At 57.8% G+C, this 18,847-nt stretch carries 14 protein-coding genes; 8 read left to right on the plus strand and 6 right to left on the minus strand.

All coding sequences use genetic code 11. The features are described from left to right. Nucleotides 1–153: 153 nt before the first annotated feature. Together sfsA and thpR are read right to left on the minus strand one after the other, a co-directional pair. Nucleotides 154–858 carry a DNA/RNA nuclease SfsA gene (gene sfsA / locus ACQG2G_RS03930; RefSeq protein WP_013095633.1) on the minus strand — a complete coding sequence of 235 codons (705 nt, stop codon included), beginning with the start codon at nt 856–858 and terminating at the stop codon, nt 154–156. Next, nucleotides 848–1,402: an RNA 2',3'-cyclic phosphodiesterase gene (thpR, locus tag ACQG2G_RS03935; protein ID WP_094916187.1), complete on the minus strand. Its 555-nt coding sequence runs from the start codon at nt 1,400–1,402 to the stop codon at nt 848–850. Before thpR ends, sfsA begins: the two co-directional genes overlap by 11 nt. 73 nt (nt 1,403–1,475) lie before the next feature. Here thpR and hrpB point away from each other — a divergent pair, with 73 nt between their 5' ends. From hrpB to fhuB, 6 genes are all read left to right on the plus strand, one after another. Then, the gene (gene hrpB, locus ACQG2G_RS03940) at nt 1,476–3,905 is read left to right on the plus strand and encodes an ATP-dependent helicase HrpB (protein WP_262816786.1); all 2,430 of its coding nucleotides are present in this window, start codon (nt 1,476–1,478) and stop codon (nt 3,903–3,905) included. A gap of 143 nt (nt 3,906–4,048) precedes the next feature. Next, entirely contained in the window at nt 4,049–6,577 is a 2,529-nt protein-coding gene (gene mrcB, locus ACQG2G_RS03945; protein ID WP_038981237.1) for a bifunctional glycosyl transferase/transpeptidase, read from the plus strand. A gap of 231 nt (nt 6,578–6,808) precedes the next feature. Beyond that, a complete protein-coding gene (fhuA, locus tag ACQG2G_RS03950; protein WP_038981238.1) occupies nt 6,809–9,019 on the plus strand; it encodes a ferrichrome porin FhuA in 2,211 nt (736 codons plus the stop codon). 50 nt (nt 9,020–9,069) lie between these two features. Then, nucleotides 9,070–9,867: a Fe3+-hydroxamate ABC transporter ATP-binding protein FhuC gene (gene fhuC, locus ACQG2G_RS03955; RefSeq protein WP_023620747.1), complete on the plus strand. Its 798-nt coding sequence runs from the start codon at nt 9,070–9,072 to the stop codon at nt 9,865–9,867. Then, entirely contained in the window at nt 9,867–10,757 is an 891-nt protein-coding gene (fhuD, locus tag ACQG2G_RS03960; RefSeq protein ID WP_058661958.1) for a Fe(3+)-hydroxamate ABC transporter substrate-binding protein FhuD, read from the plus strand. The genes fhuC and fhuD overlap by 1 nt, the downstream gene beginning before the upstream one ends. After that, a complete protein-coding gene (fhuB, locus tag ACQG2G_RS03965; protein WP_369118560.1) occupies nt 10,754–12,736 on the plus strand; it encodes a Fe(3+)-hydroxamate ABC transporter permease FhuB in 1,983 nt (660 codons plus the stop codon). The genes fhuD and fhuB overlap by 4 nt, the downstream gene beginning before the upstream one ends. A gap of 94 nt (nt 12,737–12,830) precedes the next feature. On the opposite strand, the gene hemL is transcribed toward fhuB, so the two are convergent. After that, nucleotides 12,831–14,111 (minus strand): glutamate-1-semialdehyde 2,1-aminomutase, encoded by a 1,281-nt coding sequence (gene hemL / locus ACQG2G_RS03970; protein WP_038981245.1) that lies wholly within the window; start codon nt 14,109–14,111, stop codon nt 12,831–12,833. Nucleotides 14,112–14,288: 177 nt separating this feature from the next. Between hemL and clcA the strand changes: the two genes are divergently transcribed. Beyond that, a complete protein-coding gene (gene clcA / locus ACQG2G_RS03975; RefSeq protein ID WP_038418710.1) occupies nt 14,289–15,689 on the plus strand; it encodes a H(+)/Cl(-) exchange transporter ClcA in 1,401 nt (466 codons plus the stop codon). Nucleotides 15,690–15,774: 85 nt separating this feature from the next. Beyond that, the gene (gene erpA / locus ACQG2G_RS03980; RefSeq protein ID WP_013095643.1) at nt 15,775–16,119 is read left to right on the plus strand and encodes an iron-sulfur cluster insertion protein ErpA; all 345 of its coding nucleotides are present in this window, start codon (nt 15,775–15,777) and stop codon (nt 16,117–16,119) included. 527 nt (nt 16,120–16,646) lie between these two features. Here erpA and ACQG2G_RS03985 read toward each other — a convergent pair. From ACQG2G_RS03985 to mtnN, 3 genes are read right to left on the minus strand one after another with little or no spacing between them, the layout of a single operon-like run. Continuing rightward, nucleotides 16,647–17,270: a TRIC cation channel family protein gene (locus ACQG2G_RS03985; RefSeq protein ID WP_013095644.1), complete on the minus strand. Its 624-nt coding sequence runs from the start codon at nt 17,268–17,270 to the stop codon at nt 16,647–16,649. A 27-nt stretch (nt 17,271–17,297) separates the two neighbouring features. Next, nucleotides 17,298–18,098 carry a vitamin B12 ABC transporter substrate-binding protein BtuF gene (gene btuF, locus ACQG2G_RS03990; protein ID WP_047023380.1) on the minus strand — a complete coding sequence of 267 codons (801 nt, stop codon included), beginning with the start codon at nt 18,096–18,098 and terminating at the stop codon, nt 17,298–17,300. Further along, nucleotides 18,091–18,789 (minus strand): 5'-methylthioadenosine/S-adenosylhomocysteine nucleosidase, encoded by a 699-nt coding sequence (gene mtnN, locus ACQG2G_RS03995; RefSeq protein ID WP_013095646.1) that lies wholly within the window; start codon nt 18,787–18,789, stop codon nt 18,091–18,093. Before mtnN ends, btuF begins: the two co-directional genes overlap by 8 nt. Nucleotides 18,790–18,847 lie beyond the last annotated feature (58 nt).

An 18,847-nucleotide genomic window follows, 5' to 3' on the forward strand; every position in this document is an offset into this window, starting at 1 on the left:
ATCGATCCCCGTGTTGGGGGAAAAATCAGGTCGCTATAAATAGCAGATGCTTTTCCGTATGGCAATTATCTAAACGTAACACTTGACAAGCCTGTGAGGAAAAGCGTATTTGCGCACGCGGCCAGAACACTTATTCATCAATCGTCTATTCCCTTATAAGACAATGGGAAGAGAGGATCTCAGAGTCATATTATCGGCAGAAAGTTCCGCTTTATAAGCCAAAACCTCTACCCCCTGCTTTTGTGCCTCATTCAACAATTGCGCGTATTTGAGATCAATATGGCGGGCTGGAGAAAACCGTTCAATGGCTGAGTGCAAAACCGCAAACAGCAGTACGGCGCGTTTGCCCGCCGCCGCAACACTCATCAGCTCCCGCAGATGCTTTTGTCCCCGTAGCGTGACTGCATCCGGGAAATAGCCATTTTCCTGATCCGCTAACGTGACTGATTTGACTTCAATATAGCACTCGGGACGGTCTTCCGCCTGTAACATAAAGTCAATTCTGCTGCCTTCATCGCCATATTTCACTTCAGATTTATGGGTGCCATAACCCACCAGTTCGGGAAGGGTTCCGTTCGTCAGAGCCTCCTTAACTAATTGATTCGCGCGCAGGGTGTTTACGCAAATAAAAGCCCCTTGTTGGGTTTGCGTCATTTCCCAGGTGTGAGGATATTTGCGTTTAGTATTTTCTGAAGTGGAATACCAGACCGTGTCACCCGGTGTCGCACATCCCGTCATTGCCCCGGTATTGGGGCAGTGCAGCGTTAACGGCTCTCCCTCGGGGGTGACGACATCAGCGAGAAAACGCTTGTAGCGTTGAATAAGCGTGGCGTGTTGCAGTGCAGGACTAAACTTCATCAGAATTCCTTAGGGTATCGCCCAGCGTCCAGCGCTGGAGCGGCGTATAGCGGGTGCGTCCTTGTGAAAAAACAGATTCGTACAGCGCGAAAGAGGTCACCGGAAAGGCCCAGTGAAAGCCCGGTGGCGGGATAGCAACGGCCTGACCGGCATCGCGCAGTAGCGTAATGTGAGGATGAAACGGCTGCGGACTCTGGTAACAGCCGCTACGTGCCGCCTGGGCGCGCAGCATATTTGCAAGCTGTAATAATCCGCGCGGCGGCTGGCGCGTGCCCAGCCAGACGACGCGGGAGCGGAGCCACTGCCCCGCATCGTCAAGGGTCAGCGTAAATCCCGGCTGGGAAATCCGACCGGCCATCGCCGCCAGGGCGCGCTGTTTCTCGCCGCTGACCTCGCCCAGAAAAGCCAGCGTCAGGTGGAGGTTTGCCGCAGCAACCGGGCGGCCCGCTTCGGGCGGGAAATGTTCGGCGCGCCAGCGAACAATTTGCCGTTGGATCGGTGCGGGCAGCTCAATGGCGAAAAACAGTCGTTTCGACTCAGACATACAGGGGACTCGGTAATGATATGCGCCGATGCTACAATGTACGCCGACTAATGTTAACCCTCTGGAGCTGTTAGTGTCCTCATTGCCGGTCGCCGTCGTCCTTCCTGAACTGCTCGCTGCCTTGCAGGATGCCCCGCAGGTTTTACTTAACGCCCCTACGGGTGCCGGTAAATCCACCTGGCTACCGCTGCACATTCTCAACGCAGGCATTATCAGCGGGAAGATTATCCTGCTGGAGCCGCGCAGGCTGGCCGCGCGCAACGTGGCGCAGCGCCTGGCGGAACTGCTAAATGAAAAACCGGGCGAGACGGTAGGCTACCGTATGCGCGCCGAAACCTGCGTCGGCCCGTCCACGCGGCTTGAAGTGGTGACCGAAGGGATCCTCACCCGTATGCTGCAAAACGATCCGGAACTGTCCGGCATCGGGCTGGTGATTCTGGATGAGTTCCACGAGCGCAGCCTGCAGGCGGATCTGGCGCTGGCGCTGTTGCTGGACGTCCAGCAGGGGTTACGGGACGATCTCCGACTACTCATCATGTCGGCCACGCTGGATAACGAGCGGCTACAGCAGACGTTACCGGATGCGCCGGTCATCACCTCCGAAGGGCGCGCGTTTCCGGTTGAGCGCCGCTATCAGCCGCTTCCTGCCCATCAGCGTTTCGATGAAGCGGTGGCGATCGCCACGGCTGATTTGCTTCGTCAGGAATCCGGTTCGCTGCTGCTGTTTTTGCCGGGCGTTGGCGAAATCCAGCGGGTGCAGGAGCAGCTCGCCGCCCGCGTGGGCAGCGACGTATTGCTCTGCCCGCTCTACGGCGCACTGTCGTTGAGTGACCAGCGCAAGGCCATCCTTCCCGCGCCGACGGGGCAGCGTAAAGTGGTACTGGCCACCAATATTGCCGAAACCAGTCTGACCATTGAAGGCATTCGCCTGGTGGTGGACAGCGCCCAGGAGAGAGTAGCCAGTTTTGACCCGCGCACCGGGCTGACAAAGCTGCTGACGCAACGCATCAGCCAGGCGTCGATGGTTCAGCGAGCTGGCCGTGCCGGGCGTCTTGAGCCGGGCATCTGTTTACATCTCATCAGCGCAGAACAGGCCGAACGCGCGGCTGTGCAGAGCACGCCGGAAATTTTACAAAGCGATCTTTCGGGGCTGATCATGGAACTGTTGCAGTGGGGCTGCCCCGATCCCGCGCAGTTAACCTGGCTCAATGCGCCTCCCGCGGTAAACCTGGCGGCGGCGCGCGCGTTGCTGACCCAGCTCGGGGCGCTGGACGGCGAAAGGCTATCATCACGTGGGCAGAAAATGGCCGCGCTGGGTAACGATCCCCGGCTGGCGGCGATGCTGGTGGCCGCTCAGGGGGATGATGAAATTGCCACGGCGGCGAAACTGGCGGCTATCCTTGAGGAGCCGCCTCGTGGTGCAAATTGCGATCTGGTGCAGGCCTTTTCACGTAATCAGGGGAACTGGCAGCAGCGCGCGCAGCAGCTCTGTAAACGGCTTAACAGTCGTGGTGGTACGCCGGACGCTGACAGCATTGCGCCTCTCCTGGCGCAGGCATTTGCCGACAGGATTGCGCGTCGTCGCGGGCTGGATGGACGCTACCAGCTGGCAAACGGCATGGGTGCGATGCTGAACAGCGATGACGCCCTGACGCGCCATGAATGGCTGATTGCGCCGCTCTTGTTGCAGGGTAGTCACTCGCCCGATGCCCGAATTTTGCAGGCCGTGGCTGTGGATATTGATGCCCTCACGCGCGCATGTCCGCAGCTGCTTCAGCAGTCCGACATCGTCGAGTGGGATGATGCGCAGGGTACCCTGAAGGCATTTCGTCGTAGCCAGATAGGTAAACTGACCCTGGGGACGAAGCCGCTGGCAAAGCCATCGGAAGAGGAGTTGCACCAGGCAATGCTGAACGGTATTCGCGAAAAAGGTTTAGGTGTTCTGAACTGGACCCCGGAGGCCGAACAGTACCGTATTCGTCTGCACTGTGCCGCGCGCTGGTTGCCGGAGTATGTCTGGCCGGCGGTGGATGATGACTCGTTACTTGCGTCGCTGGAAACCTGGCTCCTGCCGCAAATGAGCGGTGTACACTCGCTGCGGGCGTTAAAAGCGCTTGATGTTAAGGTCGCGTTACAGAATTTACTCGACTGGTCGTTACGTCAACGTCTGGATAGTGAACTGCCAGGGCATTACACTGTGCCGACCGGCAGCCGGATTGCCATTCGTTATCACGAGGATAATCCACCGGCGCTGGCGGTACGGATGCAGGAGATGTTTGGCGAGGCGACCACGCCATCCATTGCCGAAGGGCGCGTGCCCGTGGTGCTTGAGCTGTTGTCACCTGCGCATCGCCCGCTGCAGATTACCCGCGATCTGGGCGCATTCTGGGCGGGGAGCTACCGTGAAGTGCAAAAAGAGATGAAAGGGCGTTATCCCAAACATGTCTGGCCGGACGATCCGGCGAATACGGCACCGACACGGCGGACGAAGAAATATTCGTAAAGGGGAGTGCGGCCTGATGCCCTCACCCCGACCCTCTCCCACAGGGAGAGGGAGAAAAGCAATTTTGAGAGATTTCTTCTTTCACAGGTCAGTGGAAGAAATGAGAATCGGGCCTTTGCGCCTGAACGTTGCGGAGAAAAAGCATGGCGGGGAATGACCGCGAGCCAATTGGGCGTAAGGGAAAACCAACGCGTCCGGCCAAAGAAAAGGTGAGCCGTCGTCGCCTCAGAGATGAGGACTATGACGATGACTATGAAGACGATTATGAGGATGAAGAACCGATGCCGCGTAAAGGAAAAGGCAAAGGGCGTAAGCCTCGGGGTAAACGCGGCTGGTTCTGGCTGCTGCTGAAGCTGTTCATTGTTTTTGTTGTACTGATGGCGATCTACGGCGTTTATCTGGATCAGAAGATCCGCAGCCGTATCGACGGAAAAGTCTGGCAATTGCCTGCGGCAGTGTATGGCCGCATGGTAAACCTTGAGCCTGACATGTCGATCAGTAAGAACGAGATGGTGAAACTGCTGGAGGCCACCCAGTATCGTCAGGTGTCGAAAATGACGCGTCCTGGCGAATTTACCGTGCAGGCGAAAAGCATTGAGATGATCCGTCGTCCGTTCGATTTCCCGGACAGCAAAGAGGGGCAGGTGCGTGCGCGTCTGACCTTTGACGGCGATCGTCTGGAAACCATCGAGAACATGGATAACAACCGCCAGTTCGGTTTCTTCCGTCTCGATCCGCGTCTTATCACCATGCTCTCTTCGGCGAATGGTGAACAGCGTCTGTTCGTCGCCCGTAACGGTTTCCCGGACCTGCTGGTGGACACGCTGCTGGCAACCGAAGACCGTCACTTCTATGAGCACGATGGTATCAGCCTCTACTCCATTGGTCGTGCGGTGCTGGCCAACCTGACGGCGGGCCGTACGGTACAGGGGGCAAGTACGCTTACCCAGCAGCTGGTGAAGAACCTGTTCCTCTCCAGCGAGCGCTCTTACTGGCGTAAAGCCAACGAAGCGTACATGGCCGTGCTGATGGATGCGCGTTACAGCAAGGATCGTATCCTTGAGCTGTATATGAACGAGGTCTATCTCGGTCAGAGCGGTGATAACGAAATCCGCGGTTTCCCGCTGGCGAGCCTGTACTACTTTGGCCGTCCGGTGGAAGAGCTGAGCCTGGACCAGCAGGCGCTGCTGGTGGGTATGGTTAAAGGGGCGTCCATCTATAACCCGTGGCGTAACCCGAAACTGGCGCTGGAGCGTCGTAACCTCGTGTTGCGTCTGCTGCAACAACAGCAGGTGATTGACCAGGAGCTGTACGACATGCTGAGCGCACGTCCGCTTGGCGTGCAGCCGCGCGGCGGTGTGATTTCGCCTCAGCCTGCGTTTATGCAGCTGGTGCGTCAGGAGCTGCAGAGCAAGCTCGGTGATAAAGTGAAAGATCTCTCCGGCGTGAAGATCTTTACCACCTTTGACTCCGTGGCGCAGGATGCGGCAGAAAAAGCGGCCGTTGAGGGTATTCCAGCGCTGAAGAAACAGCGTAAGCTGAGCGATCTGGAAACCGCGATGGTGGTGGTTGACCGTAACACGGGTGAAGTCCGTGCGATGGTGGGCGGGGCTGAGCCGCAGTTTGCAGGTTACAACCGTGCTATGCAGGCGCGTCGTTCGATCGGTTCACTGGCGAAACCAGCAACCTATCTCACTGCCCTGAGCCAGCCAAATCTGTATCGCCTGAATACCTGGATTGCCGACGCGCCGATCTCCCTGCGTCAGCCTAACGGCCAGGTCTGGTCACCGCAGAACGATGATAAACAGTTCAGCGGCCAGGTAATGCTGGTGGATGCGTTGACCCGCTCCATGAACGTGCCGACGGTAAACCTTGGGATGGCACTGGGTCTGCCTGCGATAGTTGACACCTGGCAGAAACTGGGCGTCGCTAAAGATCAGCTGCACCCTGTACCAGCCATGATCCTGGGGGCGTTAAACCTGACGCCAATCGAAGTGGCACAGGCGTTCCAGACCATTGCCAGCGGTGGTAACCGTGCACCGCTGTCAGCCCTGCGCTCGGTGATTGCCGAAGATGGCTCCGTGCTGTATCAGAGCTTCCCGCAGGCGGAACGCGCCGTTCCGGCGCAGGCAGCCTACATGACGCTGTGGACGATGCAGCAGGTTGTGCAGCGTGGTACCGGCCGTCAGCTGGGGGCGAAGTATCCGGGCCTGCATCTGGCGGGCAAAACCGGGACGACCAACAACAACGTCGATACCTGGTTTGCCGGTATCGATGGTCGTGAAGTGGTGATCACCTGGGTGGGCCGCGACAACAACCAGCCAACCAAACTGTATGGTGCGAGCGGGGCGATGTCGATTTACCAGCGTTATCTGGCGAATCAGTCTCCGGTGCCGCTAAACCTGGTTGCACCGGAGGATATCGTGGATATGGGCGTGGACAGTTCCGGAAACTTTGTCTGTGGCGGCGGTATGCGTACCTTGCCTGTCTGGACCACCAACCCGGACTCCCTGTGCCAGCAGAGCCAGCCAGAGCAGCCGACGGGCAACCCGTTCGACCAGTCTTCTCAGCCTCAGCAGCCGCAGCAGCAACAACAGCCGCAGCAGCAGAACGAGAAGAAAGACAGCGACGGTGTCGCGGGCTGGATTAGAGATATGTTCGGCGGTAACTAACCGTTCAAGGTCCCCCCGAAAGGGGGGATTTTTTTACCCGTTTTCCCCATTTTATTAACCCTCGTTTTAATTCTGATTAACCCTTCGTTTTCTCCTGGTTATTTCTTAAACCCTTAATTCTCGTAGGGCCGCTTCCTGCTTGCTATGCAGCCAACGTTTCGCCTATTATGCTGCGGTCATAATAATAATTCTCGTTTACGTTATCATTCACTTTTCTATCAGAGATACACCATGGCGCTTTCCAATACTGCTCAGCCAATTAACACGTCGCTGCGTAAAATCGCAGTTGTCGTAGCCACAGCGGTTGCCGGCATGTCTGCTTATACCCATGCTGCCGAAACCCCGAAAAAAGAAGAAACTATCACTGTCACTGCCGCTCCGGCTGCACAGGAAAGTGCCTGGGGGCCTGCACCAACGATTGCGGCGAAACGTACCGCAACGGCAACCAAGACCGATACACCTATAGAAAAGACGCCGCAGTCGATTTCCGTCGTCACGCGTGAAGAAATTGACATGAAGCAGCCGGGAACGGTGAAGCAAGCGCTGGCTTATACGCCGAGCGTTTTTGCCACCCGCGGCGCCTCAACGACATATGATGTGGTGTCGATTCGTGGTTTCACCACTTCCAGCACCGTGAATACCAACCAGTATCTCGATGGGATGAAGCTGCAGGGCGATAACTATTCTGAAGCGTCCATGGATCCGTACTTCCTTGAGCGCGTGGAGCTGCTGCGTGGCCCAACATCTGTACTGTACGGCAAAAGCCATCCGGGCGGTGTTGTGAGCATGGTCAGCAAGCGACCGACCACTGAGCCGCTGAAAGAAATTCAGTTCAAGATGGGCACCGATAACCTGTGGCAGACCGGGTTCGATTTCAGCGATGCAATTGATGATGACGGCGTGTGGTCATACCGCCTGACCGGTCTGGGCCGTAGTGAAAATGCGCAGCAGGAGATGGCCAAATCCACCCGCTATGCCATTGCACCGGCTTTCAGCTGGCGTCCTGACGATAAAACCGATTTCACTTTCCTGAGCAACTTCCAGAGCGATCCGGATGCGGGCTATTACGGCTGGCTGCCGCGGGAAGGTACCGTTGTGCCTTACTATGATGCCAACGGTAAAGCGCACAAGCTGCCGACCAATTTCAACGAAGGGGAAGAGGATAATAAGATCGCCCGTCGCCAGAAAATGGTGGGATACAGCTTCTCGCATGCGTTTGATGACACCTTTACCCTGCGTCAAAACCTGCGCTACACCAAAATCAACACGCTGTATCGTTCCGTCTACGGCAACGGCTATATTGCCCCGGCGCAAATCAGCCGCGCGTATGTACGTTCAGACGAAGATCTCAACTCGTTCACCGTGGATACTCAGCTCCAGTCAAAATTCGCGACCGGCGCTGTGGATCATACCCTCTTAACCGGGGTCGATTACCTTCGTATGCGTAATGACATCAACGCAGACTACGGTACTGCCGATCCGATCAGCATGACAAAGCCTGCGTACGGCAATCCGAACGTCGATGTTTACTACCTGTACAAAGTGCTTAATCGTCAGGAACAAACAGGTCTGTACGCTCAGGATCAGGCTGAGTGGGATAAGTGGGTACTGACAATGGGTGGTCGCTATGATTTTGCGAAAACCTCTGCGCTGACCCGTACTACCGGTACTACCGCGGAAATTAACGATCAGGCATTCACCTGGCGCGGCGGGATTAACTACCTGTTCGACAACGGTATCACGCCGTACTTCAGCTATAGCGAATCATTCGAACCGATTTCGGGTACCACTCAGGGCGGAAAACCGTTCGATCCGGCACGCGGCAAGCAGTATGAAGCCGGTGTGAAATACGTACCGAAAGATCTGCCTGTTGTGGTCACGGCAGCGGTGTATCAGCTGACCAAAAACAATAATCTGACGGCCGATCCGGCCAACCCGACCAGCGGCTTCAGCGTACAAGGGGGCGAAATTCGTTCCCGTGGTGTTGAGCTGGAAGCGAAAGCGGCCGTATCAGCCAATGTGAATGTGACTGCCTCGTACAGCTTCACCGATGCGAAATACACTCACGATACCTGGTTTGAAGGCCGCCGCCCGGCGGAAGTGCCACGTAACATGGCCTCTCTGTGGGCGGATTACACCTTCCACGAGACGGCACTGAGCGGTCTGACGCTGGGGGCGGGTGCGCGCTATATCGGCAACACCGTTTCCTACTACTCCTCAACGTCTCCGAAAGCCTACGAATCGTTTAACGTCGCGGGTTACGCGCTGGCGGACGCGACGGTGAAATACGATCTGGCGCGTTTTGGGCTGCCAGGCTCTTCAGTTGGCGTTAACGTGAACAATATCTTTGACCGCGAGTACGTTTCCAGCTGCTATAGCGAATACGCATGCTACTGGGGAGCAGGACGTCAGGTTGTGGCTACCGCGACCTTCCGCTTCTAATCTCTCTTCGGGCACGGTTCGCCGTGCCCTTTTTATTTAAGTTGGCTGATATGCAGGATAATAAAACGCAATCCGATACCACCTTTACGCTCAATCAACTCTCCTTTCGTGTTCCCGGGCGCACCTTGCTGCATCCGCTCTCGTTGACGTTCCCCGCAGGTAAAGTTACCGGCCTGATTGGTCACAATGGTTCCGGTAAATCGACGTTACTTAAAATGCTGGGCCGTCATCAGCCGCCTTCTGAAGGGGATATTTTGCTGGACGAACAGCCTCTGGAGAGCTGGAGCAGTAAAGCCTTTGCGCGCAAAGTCGCCTATCTGCCGCAGCAATTGCCCCAGGCAGAAGGGATGACGGTGCGTGAGCTGGTGGCAATCGGGCGTTATCCGTGGCATGGCGCACTCGGGCGCTTCGGTGTCGCCGACAGAGAGAAAGTGGAAGAAGCGATTGCGCTGGTGGGATTAAAGCCGCTGGCGCACCGTCTGGTCGACAGCCTTTCCGGGGGCGAACGTCAGCGCGCGTGGATTGCGATGCTGGTCGCGCAGGACAGCCGCTGCCTGCTGCTCGACGAACCCACTTCCGCACTGGATATTGCTCACCAGGTTGATGTTCTCGCGCTGGTTCATCGCCTGAGCCAGCAGCGTGGCCTGACGGTTATCGCGGTGCTGCACGATATCAACATGGCGGCGCGCTACTGTGATTATCTTGTCGCCCTTCGCGGCGGGGAGATGATTGCCGAGGGTTCGCCGTCTGAACTGATGCGGAGCGAAACGCTGGAACACATCTACGGTATTCCTATGGGGATCCTGCCTCATCCTGGCGGGGCTGCTCCGGTGAGCTTTGTTTACTGATGCTGAATTCTACCTTGTTGAGCCGCCGTCGCCTGCTGACGGCCATGGCACTTTCACCGCTGCTGTTAAAGATGAACCTCGCGCGGGCTGCTGCCGTCGATCCGCACCGTATTGTGGCGCTGGAGTGGCTGCCTGTTGAACTGATGATGGCGCTGGGCGTCACGCCGTATGGCGTGGCCGATATTCCCAACTACCGGCTGTGGGTGAACGAGCCGGCGCTACCCGATTCGGTCATTGACATTGGTCTGCGTACGGAGCCTAACCTTGAGCTGCTGACGCAGATGAAGCCGTCATTTCTGTTCTGGTCCGCGGGGTATGGCCCGTCAGAAGAGACAATGGCGCGTATTGCCCCTGGGCGGGGGTTCTCCTTCAGTGACGGTAAAAAACCGCTGACGATGGCGAAAAAATCCATCAACGAGATGGCGCATTTCCTCAACCGTGAGGCGGAAGCCAAACAACATTTCGCTGAGTTTGATGCTCTGATTGACTCCCTGAAGCCGCGTTTTGCCCATCGCGGAGACCGCCCGCTGCTGATGGTGACGCTGCTGGATGCGCGCCATATGCTGGTCTTCGGCAAAAACTGTCTGTTCCAGGAAGTGCTCGATAGCTTTGGCATTCCTAATGCCTGGGAAGGGGAGATGACCTTCTGGGGCAGCACCGCCGTCGGTATCGACCGTCTGGCGGCGTTCCGCGATGTGGACGTATTGTGCTTCGATCACGGCAACGAGCGTGAAATGCAGGCGCTGATGGCGACACCGTTGTGGCAGGCGATGCCGTTCGTGCGTGAGCAACGCTTTACGCGTGCACCGGCGGTCTGGTTCTACGGCGCGACGCTGTCGGCCATGCACTTCGCCCGGGTGCTGGATAACGCGCTGGGGGGAAAAGCATGAGTACGCGTATTGCCCGTTTCCCGGCGCTGTTGCTGGCTCTGATTTTCCTGACCGCGCTGGCTTTGACCTGGTTTAACCTCTCGACCGCCTTACCGCGCGGGCAGTGGGGCGCGGCCCTGGCTGCGCCGGATATCGATAATATTCAGCAAATGCTGTTCCACTACAGCCTGCTGCCGCGTCTGGCGATTTCGCTGCTGGTCGGGGCCGGGTTAGGGCTGGTGGGCGTCCTGTTCCAGCAGGTTTTGCGTAACCCGCTGGCCGAGCCTACAACGCTTGGCGTCGCGACCGGCGCCCAGCTTGGGATCACGGTGACCACGCTGTGGGCACTGCCTGGGGCGTTAACCTCGCAGTTTGCCGCGCTTGCGGGCGCGTGCGTGGTAGGCGCGCTGGTCTTCGGCGTGGCGTGGGGGAAACGCCTCTCGCCAGTGACGCTGATCCTCGCAGGGCTGGTGGTGAGCCTCTACTGTGGGGCAATCAACCAGCTGCTGGTGCTGTTTCATCACGATCAGCTGCAAAGCATGTTCCTGTGGAGTACCGGCACGCTGACCCAGACCGACTGGAGTATTGTGCAGCGCCTGTGGCCGCAGCTTGTTGGCGGCGCCATGTTGACGCTGCTGTTGTTACGTCCGCTGACGCTGATGGGGCTGGATGACGGCGTAGCCCGTAATCTGGGGCTGGCGCTCTCCCTGGCGCGTCTGGCGGCGCTGACGCTGGCGATTGTCCTCAGCGCATTGCTGGTTAATGCGGTTGGGATTATCGGCTTTATCGGGCTGTTTGCCCCGCTGCTGGCAAAAATGCTCGGTGCGCGTCGCCTGCTGGCGCGACTGCTGCTGGCCCCGCTAATTGGAGCGCTGATCCTCTGGCTTTCCGATCAAATCATTCTCTGGCTGGCGCGCGTCTGGATGGAAGTCTCTACCGGGTCGGTAACGGCACTGGTTGGCGCGCCGCTGTTGCTGTGGCTGTTGCCACGTCTGCGCAGCATGAGCGCTCCCGCGATGGACGCGGGGGATAAAGTTTATGCCGAGCGTCAGTCGGTGCTGTGGTTCAGCCTCGCCGGGCTGGCGGTGCTGATCATCGTCTCGTTTGTGGCGCTTGCTTTCGGGCGCGATGCGACGGGCTGGCACTGGGCAACGGGCGATTTGCTCCATGAGCTGCTGCAGTGGCGCTGGCCGCGGATCCTCTCGGCGTTGATTGCCGGGGTGATGCTGGCGGTCGCGGGCTGTATTATCCAGCGCCTGACCGGCAACCCGATGGCCAGCCCGGAAGTGCTGGGTATCAGTTCGGGAGCCGCGTTTGGCGTGGTGCTGATGCTGTTCCTTGTGCCGGGAAATGCCTTTGGCTGGCTGATGCCTGCCGGAAGCATCGGGGCGGCGATGACGCTGATGATCATTCTGATTGCGTCAGGCCGCGGCGGGTTTTCGCCTCACCGGATGCTGCTGGCCGGGATGGCGCTCAGCACCGCCTTTACCATGCTGCTGATGATGCTGCAGGCGAGCGGCGATCCGCGGATGGCGAAGATCCTGACCTGGATCTCCGGCTCAACGTACAACGCCACCGGCAGTCAGGTGGTGCATTCCGGGATCGTGATGATCGTGCTGCTGGCGATTGTGCCCCTGTGCCGCCGCTGGATGACGATCCTGCCGCTGGGGGGCGAAACCGCACGTGCGGTCGGCATGGCGTTAACGCCAACGCGCGTCGCGCTGTTACTGCTGGCGGCGTGCCTGACGGCCACGGCCACCATGACCATTGGTCCACTGAGTTTTGTTGGGTTGATGGCGCCGCATATCGCCAGAATGATGGGATTCCGTCGGACAATGCCGCATATCGTGATGTCTGCCCTGACGGGCGGGGTGATGCTGGTGGTGGCGGACTGGTGCGGAAGAATGGTGCTGTTCCCGTATCAGATCCCGGCGGGTTTGCTGTCGACCTTTATCGGCGCGCCGTATTTTATTTATCTGTTGAGAAAGCAGAGTCGGTAATAAAAGTAAACGTCAATCCTAAGATTGACGTTTTAGGGTTTGCTCCCTCTCCCTGTGGGAGAGGGCCGGGGTGAGGGCATCACGCCGCACGTGCTTACAACTTCGCAAACACCTTACGCGCCGCGTCGATGGTGTTATTGATATCCTCTTCGCTGTGCGCCACGGACATAAAACCAGCTTCAAAAGCAGACGGCGCCAGGTAGACGCCTTCTTCCAGCATCAGGTGGAAGAAACGCTTGAAGCGTTCAACGTCGCACTTCACCACGTCCTGATAGCTTGTCACGGTTTGGGCTTCCGTGAAGAAGATCCCGAACATCCCGCCCACGTGGTTTACCACCAGCGGAATACCCGCCTCTTCTGCCGCTTCCAGCAGACCGTTTGCCAGCTGCGTCGTGCGCTCAGTCAGGGTTTCGTGAATGCCCGGCTGGGAGACTTCTGTCAGGCAGGCGAAGCCCGCCGCCATAGCAATCGGGTTACCGGAGAGCGTACCCGCCTGGTAAACCGGCCCCGTTGGTGCCAGGGCTTCCATCACATCCTTGCGCCCCCCGAACGCGCCCACCGGCATACCGCCGCCGATGATTTTGCCGAGACAGGTCAGATCCGGCTCTACGCCATAATATGACTGGGCACCCGCGAGCGCGACGCGGAAACCGGTCATCACTTCGTCGATAATCAGCAGCGCGCCAAATTCATCGCACAGGGCGCGCAGGCCCGGCAGGAAATCGGGCTGCGGTGGAATGCAGTTCATGTTGCCCGCAACCGGCTCAACGATGATGCAGGCGATCTCTTGTGGATACTGCTCGAATGCCGCACGAACGGTGTTCAGATCGTTATAGGTGCAGGTGAGGGTGTGTTTCGCGAAATCAGCCGGTACGCCCGGGGAGTTTGGCTGGCCAAGGGTCAGTGCGCCGGAACCCGCTTTCACCAGCAGGCAGTCCGCATGGCCGTGGTAGCAGCCTTCAAACTTGATGATTTTGTCGCGACCGGTAAAGCCGCGCGCCAGACGAATAGCGCTCATGGTGGCTTCGGTACCGGAGTTCACCATACGCACCATGTCCATGGTTGGCACCAGCTCGGTCACCAGCTCCGCCATTTTGACTTCCATCTCGGTAGGCGCGCCGAAGCTCAGGCCGCGCTGGGCCGCTTCAATCACCGCATTGCGGATGGCTGGGTGGTTGTGACCCAGCACCATCGGGCCCCAGGAGCCGACGTAATCGATATAGGCCTTGCCGTCGACATCAAACAGGTACGCGCCATCAGCACGTTCAATAAACAGCGGCGTTCCGCCTACGCCGGTAAAGGCGCGAACAGGCGAGTTCACGCCGCCCGGGATAAGCTCGCGGGCTGCACTGTAGAGGTTTTCAGACTTGCTCATGGCGTCGTTCCTGGTTCGTATAAAATGATTAAGCACACTATTCTAAGTGATCCGCGGAAGGTAATGAAATTTTTGCCCCCTTTCATTGCTAAACAATTTTTAAGTATTTTTCACGGGACGACCTGACGCACTCTGGTAAAATCCCTGCGGCGATTTGTATGACGAAAAGACATGTTAATGAAAGCAGACTCTCCCTCTTTTGAAGAACAACAGTTCCGGCGCGCGCAACACCGGATCAGTATCCGGCGCTTGCTTAACCGCGATAAGACACCGCTGGCAATTTTACTGGCCGCCGCTGTAGTCGGTACGCTCGCCGGGCTGGCGGGCGTCGCCTTTGAAAAGGCAGTCAATGCGGTGCTGAACTGGCGTATTGGTACGGTGGCCGGTTTCGCCGACAAAGGATGGCTGGTCTGGGTCTGGGCGTTCGGGTTGTCCGCGCTATTTGCCATGGTGGGCTACTTTCTGGTGCGTAAATTTGCGCCGGAAGCGGGCGGTTCCGGGATCCCTGAAATTGAAGGCGCGCTGGAAGAGCTGCGCCCGGTGCGCTGGTGGCGCGTCATCCCGGTGAAGTTTATCGGCGGCATGGGAACGCTTGGTGCGGGTATGGTACTGGGCCGAGAGGGGCCAACCGTGCAGTTGGGCGGGAACGTCGGGCGCATGGTGGGGGATCTGTTCCGGATGCGCAGCGCGGAAGCGCGCCATACGCTGCTGGCGACAGGTGCCGCTGCGGGGCTTTCGGCGGCGTTTAACGCGCCGCTGGCGGGGATCCTGTTTATCATCGAAGAGATGCGCGCCCAGTTCCGTTACAACCTTATCTCGATCAAAGCGGTCTTTACCGGTGTGATCATGTCGAGCATTGTGTTTCGCATTTTCAATGGCGAAAGCCCGGTGATCGAAGTGGGCAAACTGACCAATGCGCCGGTCAACACGCTGTGGCTGTACCTGATCCTCGGCATGATATTCGGCATTGTCGGCCCGCTGTTTAACACTTTTATTCTGCGTATGCAGGATATGTTCCAGCGCATCCACGGCGGGAATACCACGAAGTGGGTGTTGATGGGCGGTCTGCTGGGCGGCCTGTGCGGCGTGCTGGGGTTCATTGAACCGAACGCGGCGGGGGGCGGGTTCGGGCTGATCCCGATTGCGGCTGCGGGCAACTTCAGCGTGGGTCTGCTTCTGTTTATGTTTATTTCTCGCGTCATCACGACGGTGCTCTGTTTTTCCTCCGGTGCGCCTGGCGGTATCTTTGCACCGATGCTGGCGCTGGGGACGCTGCTTGGTACTGCCTTTGGCATGGCCGCTGAGGTCGGTTTTCCGGCATACCATCTGGATGCGGGCACCTTTGCCGTTGCCGGAATGGGGGCGCTGCTGGCGGCCTCCCTGCGCGCGCCGCTGACCGGCATCGTGCTGGTGCTGGAGATGACGGATAATTACCAGCTCATTTTGCCAATGATCATTACCTGTCTCGGCGCGACACTATTAGCCCAATTCCTGGGTGGAAAACCGCTATACTCCACCATTCTTGCACGCACCCTGGCGAAGCAGGAGGCAGAACGGGCCGCAATGCAGAATACTTGAATGAATTACCAGGGTATTAGATAATGACAAAAAGAATTGGGTGAATTTTACCCAATTGCAGTAGCAGTATTCATGGGAGCATAAGATGAGTGATGACGTAGCGTTGCCGCTGGAGTTTACCGAAGCAGCAGCCAACAAAGTGAAAACCCTGATTGCCGACGAAGACAATCCGGATCTGAAACTGCGTGTCTATATTACCGGTGGCGGCTGCAGCGGCTTCCAGTATGGTTTTACCTTTGACGACCAGGTTAACGACGGCGATATGACTATCGAGAAACAGGGCGTCGCGCTGGTGGTTGACCCGATGAGCCTGCAATATCTGGTGGGCGGTTCGGTAGATTACACAGAAGGTCTGGAAGGTTCACGCTTTGTGGTGACGAACCCAAATGCCACCAGCACCTGCGGGTGTGGGTCTTCGTTCAGTATTTAAGCGGGGGCGGGCTGATGCCCTCACACCGGCCCTCTCCCACAGGGCTGAGGGTTCCCCAGTAATTTTTTACCGAAAGCGATGAATGTTGTTTCAGGAAAATGAATGATTTACAGCGACGCCCTGGTCCGGCTGTAAATCGCTGAGGCGTTTCCTGCAGGCCGGGGCGAGGCGCATGGATGCGCCGAGAGGGCGGCTTTACAGGGACGTTACATCCGCCCGTCCCCGATAAGCCGGAAGGAATAAGCCGAGGGCACCGCGAAGCGGCGATTTACCGCCGGGAGCCCGGGTCGCCAGGGCGGCGGCGATTGAGCCGCCCTGGCACGTTCACAAGTCATGCCGTTACAGAGTAGCAAGGAACATAAAGTGAACGGAATGACCTCTACACCCATATGTTCCCCCTCACCCCAACCCTCTCCCTCAAGGGAGAGGGGGTCCTCCGTGCAGGCATTATTTTATGGGGATCCCTCAGCCCACAGGGAGAGGGAGAAAAGATTAAAAACGGTAACCTTGCGGTTACCGTTTTGCGTTTATCTTCCATTCTCATCCAGCGCGAACGTCGGCAATTTAAGGTGCCAGCGTATCGCCGCCAGACGTATCGCCAGCGTCACCACCATTCCCAGCATGGCTGAATTTTCCAGCGGTATCGCAAAGGTATAGTACGCCGTGGCGTGTACAATCCCGCCAATAATGCAGGCCGTAGCATAGATTTCGGTACGCAGGATCATCGGCACTTCTCGTGCCAGAATATCGCGAATAATCCCGCCGCCTACGCCAGTCAGCACGCCCATGCAGATGGCAACCATGGGCCCTGTACCCGCATTAAAGGCTTTATTCACCCCAATGCCGACAAACACAGCCAGCCCGACGGCATCCAGCACCGGGAGGATCCATTTTGGTAAGCGGCGGGGCTGACGAACCAGCACGATGGTTAACAGGCAGGTGACCATCGCCACCACCAGATCGGTGGGATCTTTCACCCAAAACACCGGGCCATTATCCAGCGCCATATCACGGATCGTTCCACCGCCTACGGCGGTCACCACGCCAAGCACCAGCACGCCAAACGGATCCATGCGCAGCTTTCCGGCGAGCAGGACGCCGGAGATAGCAAAAACGGCTGTGCCAAGAATATCCAGCCAATAAACGAGCATCGTTAAATCCTCGAAGGGGGTCTTATGTTAATGACTCTCGGCCAGTGCGGCACAGAGTTGTTTTGCGGCGAGGATAATACGCGGGCTGGCGCGTTCAAACCAGTCGCTGGTGAGGGGGATCACCGGAATTTTTAGCTGGCTTTGCCAGAATTGTTCAATTTTAGGAATCTCGCTCGCATTTCCGACCACAACGATCGCCTGTGGTCGGCGAGCCAGAACCTGTTCCCGGCTGACCTGAGGCCACGGTATCCGGCTGGCCGCAAAGATATTTTCTCCGCCGCACACTTCCAGGACCTGATTCTGAATGGAGCCTTTCCCGGTGGTGAACAGCGGCTGGCTGCCAAACTGCAGAAAGATGCGCTTTTTAACGGGGGTATCGTATTTTGCTTTTAGTGCCGCATAGTCGCTGAGCAGTTGTTTTGCCGCATCCTCGGCTTTGGCCGGGGTTGGGCTGTAGGGCGCCAGAGCGCGTAACGCCTGCGCGACCTGCTCAATGCTCACGGCATCCACCCACATGACCTTGATCCCAAGCGACGTCAGTTGATTAACCTGCCGCTCTGCATTGCCGCCACGCCAGGCGAGCACGAGATCGGGCTTAAGCGCCACGATGCGCTCAAGGTTCATCCCTTGCCAGGTTGCGACCTGTTCAATTTGTGCGGCCTGCGGTGGGTAATTGGAAAAGCTGCTTACACCAACGGGGGTGATGCCGGCGGCAAACGCCAGTTCGGTGTTAGCGGGGGAGAGGGTAATCACACGCGGCGCGGCGCAGAGCCAGGCCGGTGCGAGCAGAAGCAGGGCGACCAGCGCCCTGATGGCATGTTTAGCCACGAGCCAGTTTCTGCACAAGGCTCTCCACCATCACGGTGGACTGTTTTGCCGCGACAACCAGGAATTCGTCGAAGCTGATATGAGACTGCTGATCGGCCACGTCAGAGATGGCGCGGACCACCACGAACGGGACGTTGAAATTATGGCAAACGTGGGCAATCGCGGTCGCTTCCATCTCAACGGCGATAGCCTGCGGGAAGTTGTGACGGATTTTTGCCAGGCCGACGGAGCCATTGATGAAGGCATCACCGCTCACAATCAGGCCGCGTACGGCGTTGAGGTTCAGCTCAGCAATGCACTCTTCTGCCGCCGCAACCAGCTTATCGTCGGCCTTAAAGCCGGCCGGACAACCCGGAAGCTGACCGTATTCGTAGCCGAATGCGGTAACGTCTGCATCGTGGTAACGCGCTTCATCGGAGACGACGATATCACCCACTTTCAGGGTCGGTGCCAGACCGCCTGCAGAGCCGGTGTTAACGATCACGTCTGGCTTACAGCGCTCAAGCAACAGCGTTGCGCCCAGCGCAGCAGCAACCTTACCGATGCCTGATTTCAGCAGAGCCACGTCAACACCGTTCAGTTGACCGGTATAGATCTCACAACCCCCCAGAGAGAGAGTCTGACGGTTCTCAATTTTGTCACGCAGCAGCGTAACTTCTTCTTCCATTGCACCAATAATGCCGATTTTCATAGATTTACTCGCGATGTGCCTTGTTAAGATGCATAGTCTATCATGCGCTTAAGGGGAA

Source organism: Enterobacter cloacae complex sp. 382A5 (assembly GCF_050031095.1).
Classification (GTDB): domain Bacteria; phylum Pseudomonadota; class Gammaproteobacteria; order Enterobacterales; family Enterobacteriaceae; genus Enterobacter; species Enterobacter cloacae.

Coding starts and splice junctions, on each gene's coding strand:
- thpR (WP_094916187.1), bottom strand. CDS start 1,402: ATGTCTGAGTCGAAACGACTGTTTTTCGCCATTGAGCTGCCCGCACCG.
- ACQG2G_RS03985 (WP_013095644.1), bottom strand. CDS start 17,270: ATGCTCGTTTATTGGCTGGATATTCTTGGCACAGCCGTTTTTGCTATC.
- fhuC (WP_023620747.1), top strand. CDS start 9,070: ATGCAGGATAATAAAACGCAATCCGATACCACCTTTACGCTCAATCAA.
- erpA (WP_013095643.1), top strand. CDS start 15,775: ATGAGTGATGACGTAGCGTTGCCGCTGGAGTTTACCGAAGCAGCAGCC.
- clcA (WP_038418710.1), top strand. CDS start 14,289: ATGAAAGCAGACTCTCCCTCTTTTGAAGAACAACAGTTCCGGCGCGCG.
- mrcB (WP_038981237.1), top strand. CDS start 4,049: ATGGCGGGGAATGACCGCGAGCCAATTGGGCGTAAGGGAAAACCAACG.
- fhuD (WP_058661958.1), top strand. CDS start 9,867: ATGCTGAATTCTACCTTGTTGAGCCGCCGTCGCCTGCTGACGGCCATG.
- fhuB (WP_369118560.1), top strand. CDS start 10,754: ATGAGTACGCGTATTGCCCGTTTCCCGGCGCTGTTGCTGGCTCTGATT.
- sfsA (WP_013095633.1), bottom strand. CDS start 858: ATGAAGTTTAGTCCTGCACTGCAACACGCCACGCTTATTCAACGCTAC.
- hemL (WP_038981245.1), bottom strand. CDS start 14,111: ATGAGCAAGTCTGAAAACCTCTACAGTGCAGCCCGCGAGCTTATCCCG.
- mtnN (WP_013095646.1), bottom strand. CDS start 18,789: ATGAAAATCGGCATTATTGGTGCAATGGAAGAAGAAGTTACGCTGCTG.
- fhuA (WP_038981238.1), top strand. CDS start 6,809: ATGGCGCTTTCCAATACTGCTCAGCCAATTAACACGTCGCTGCGTAAA.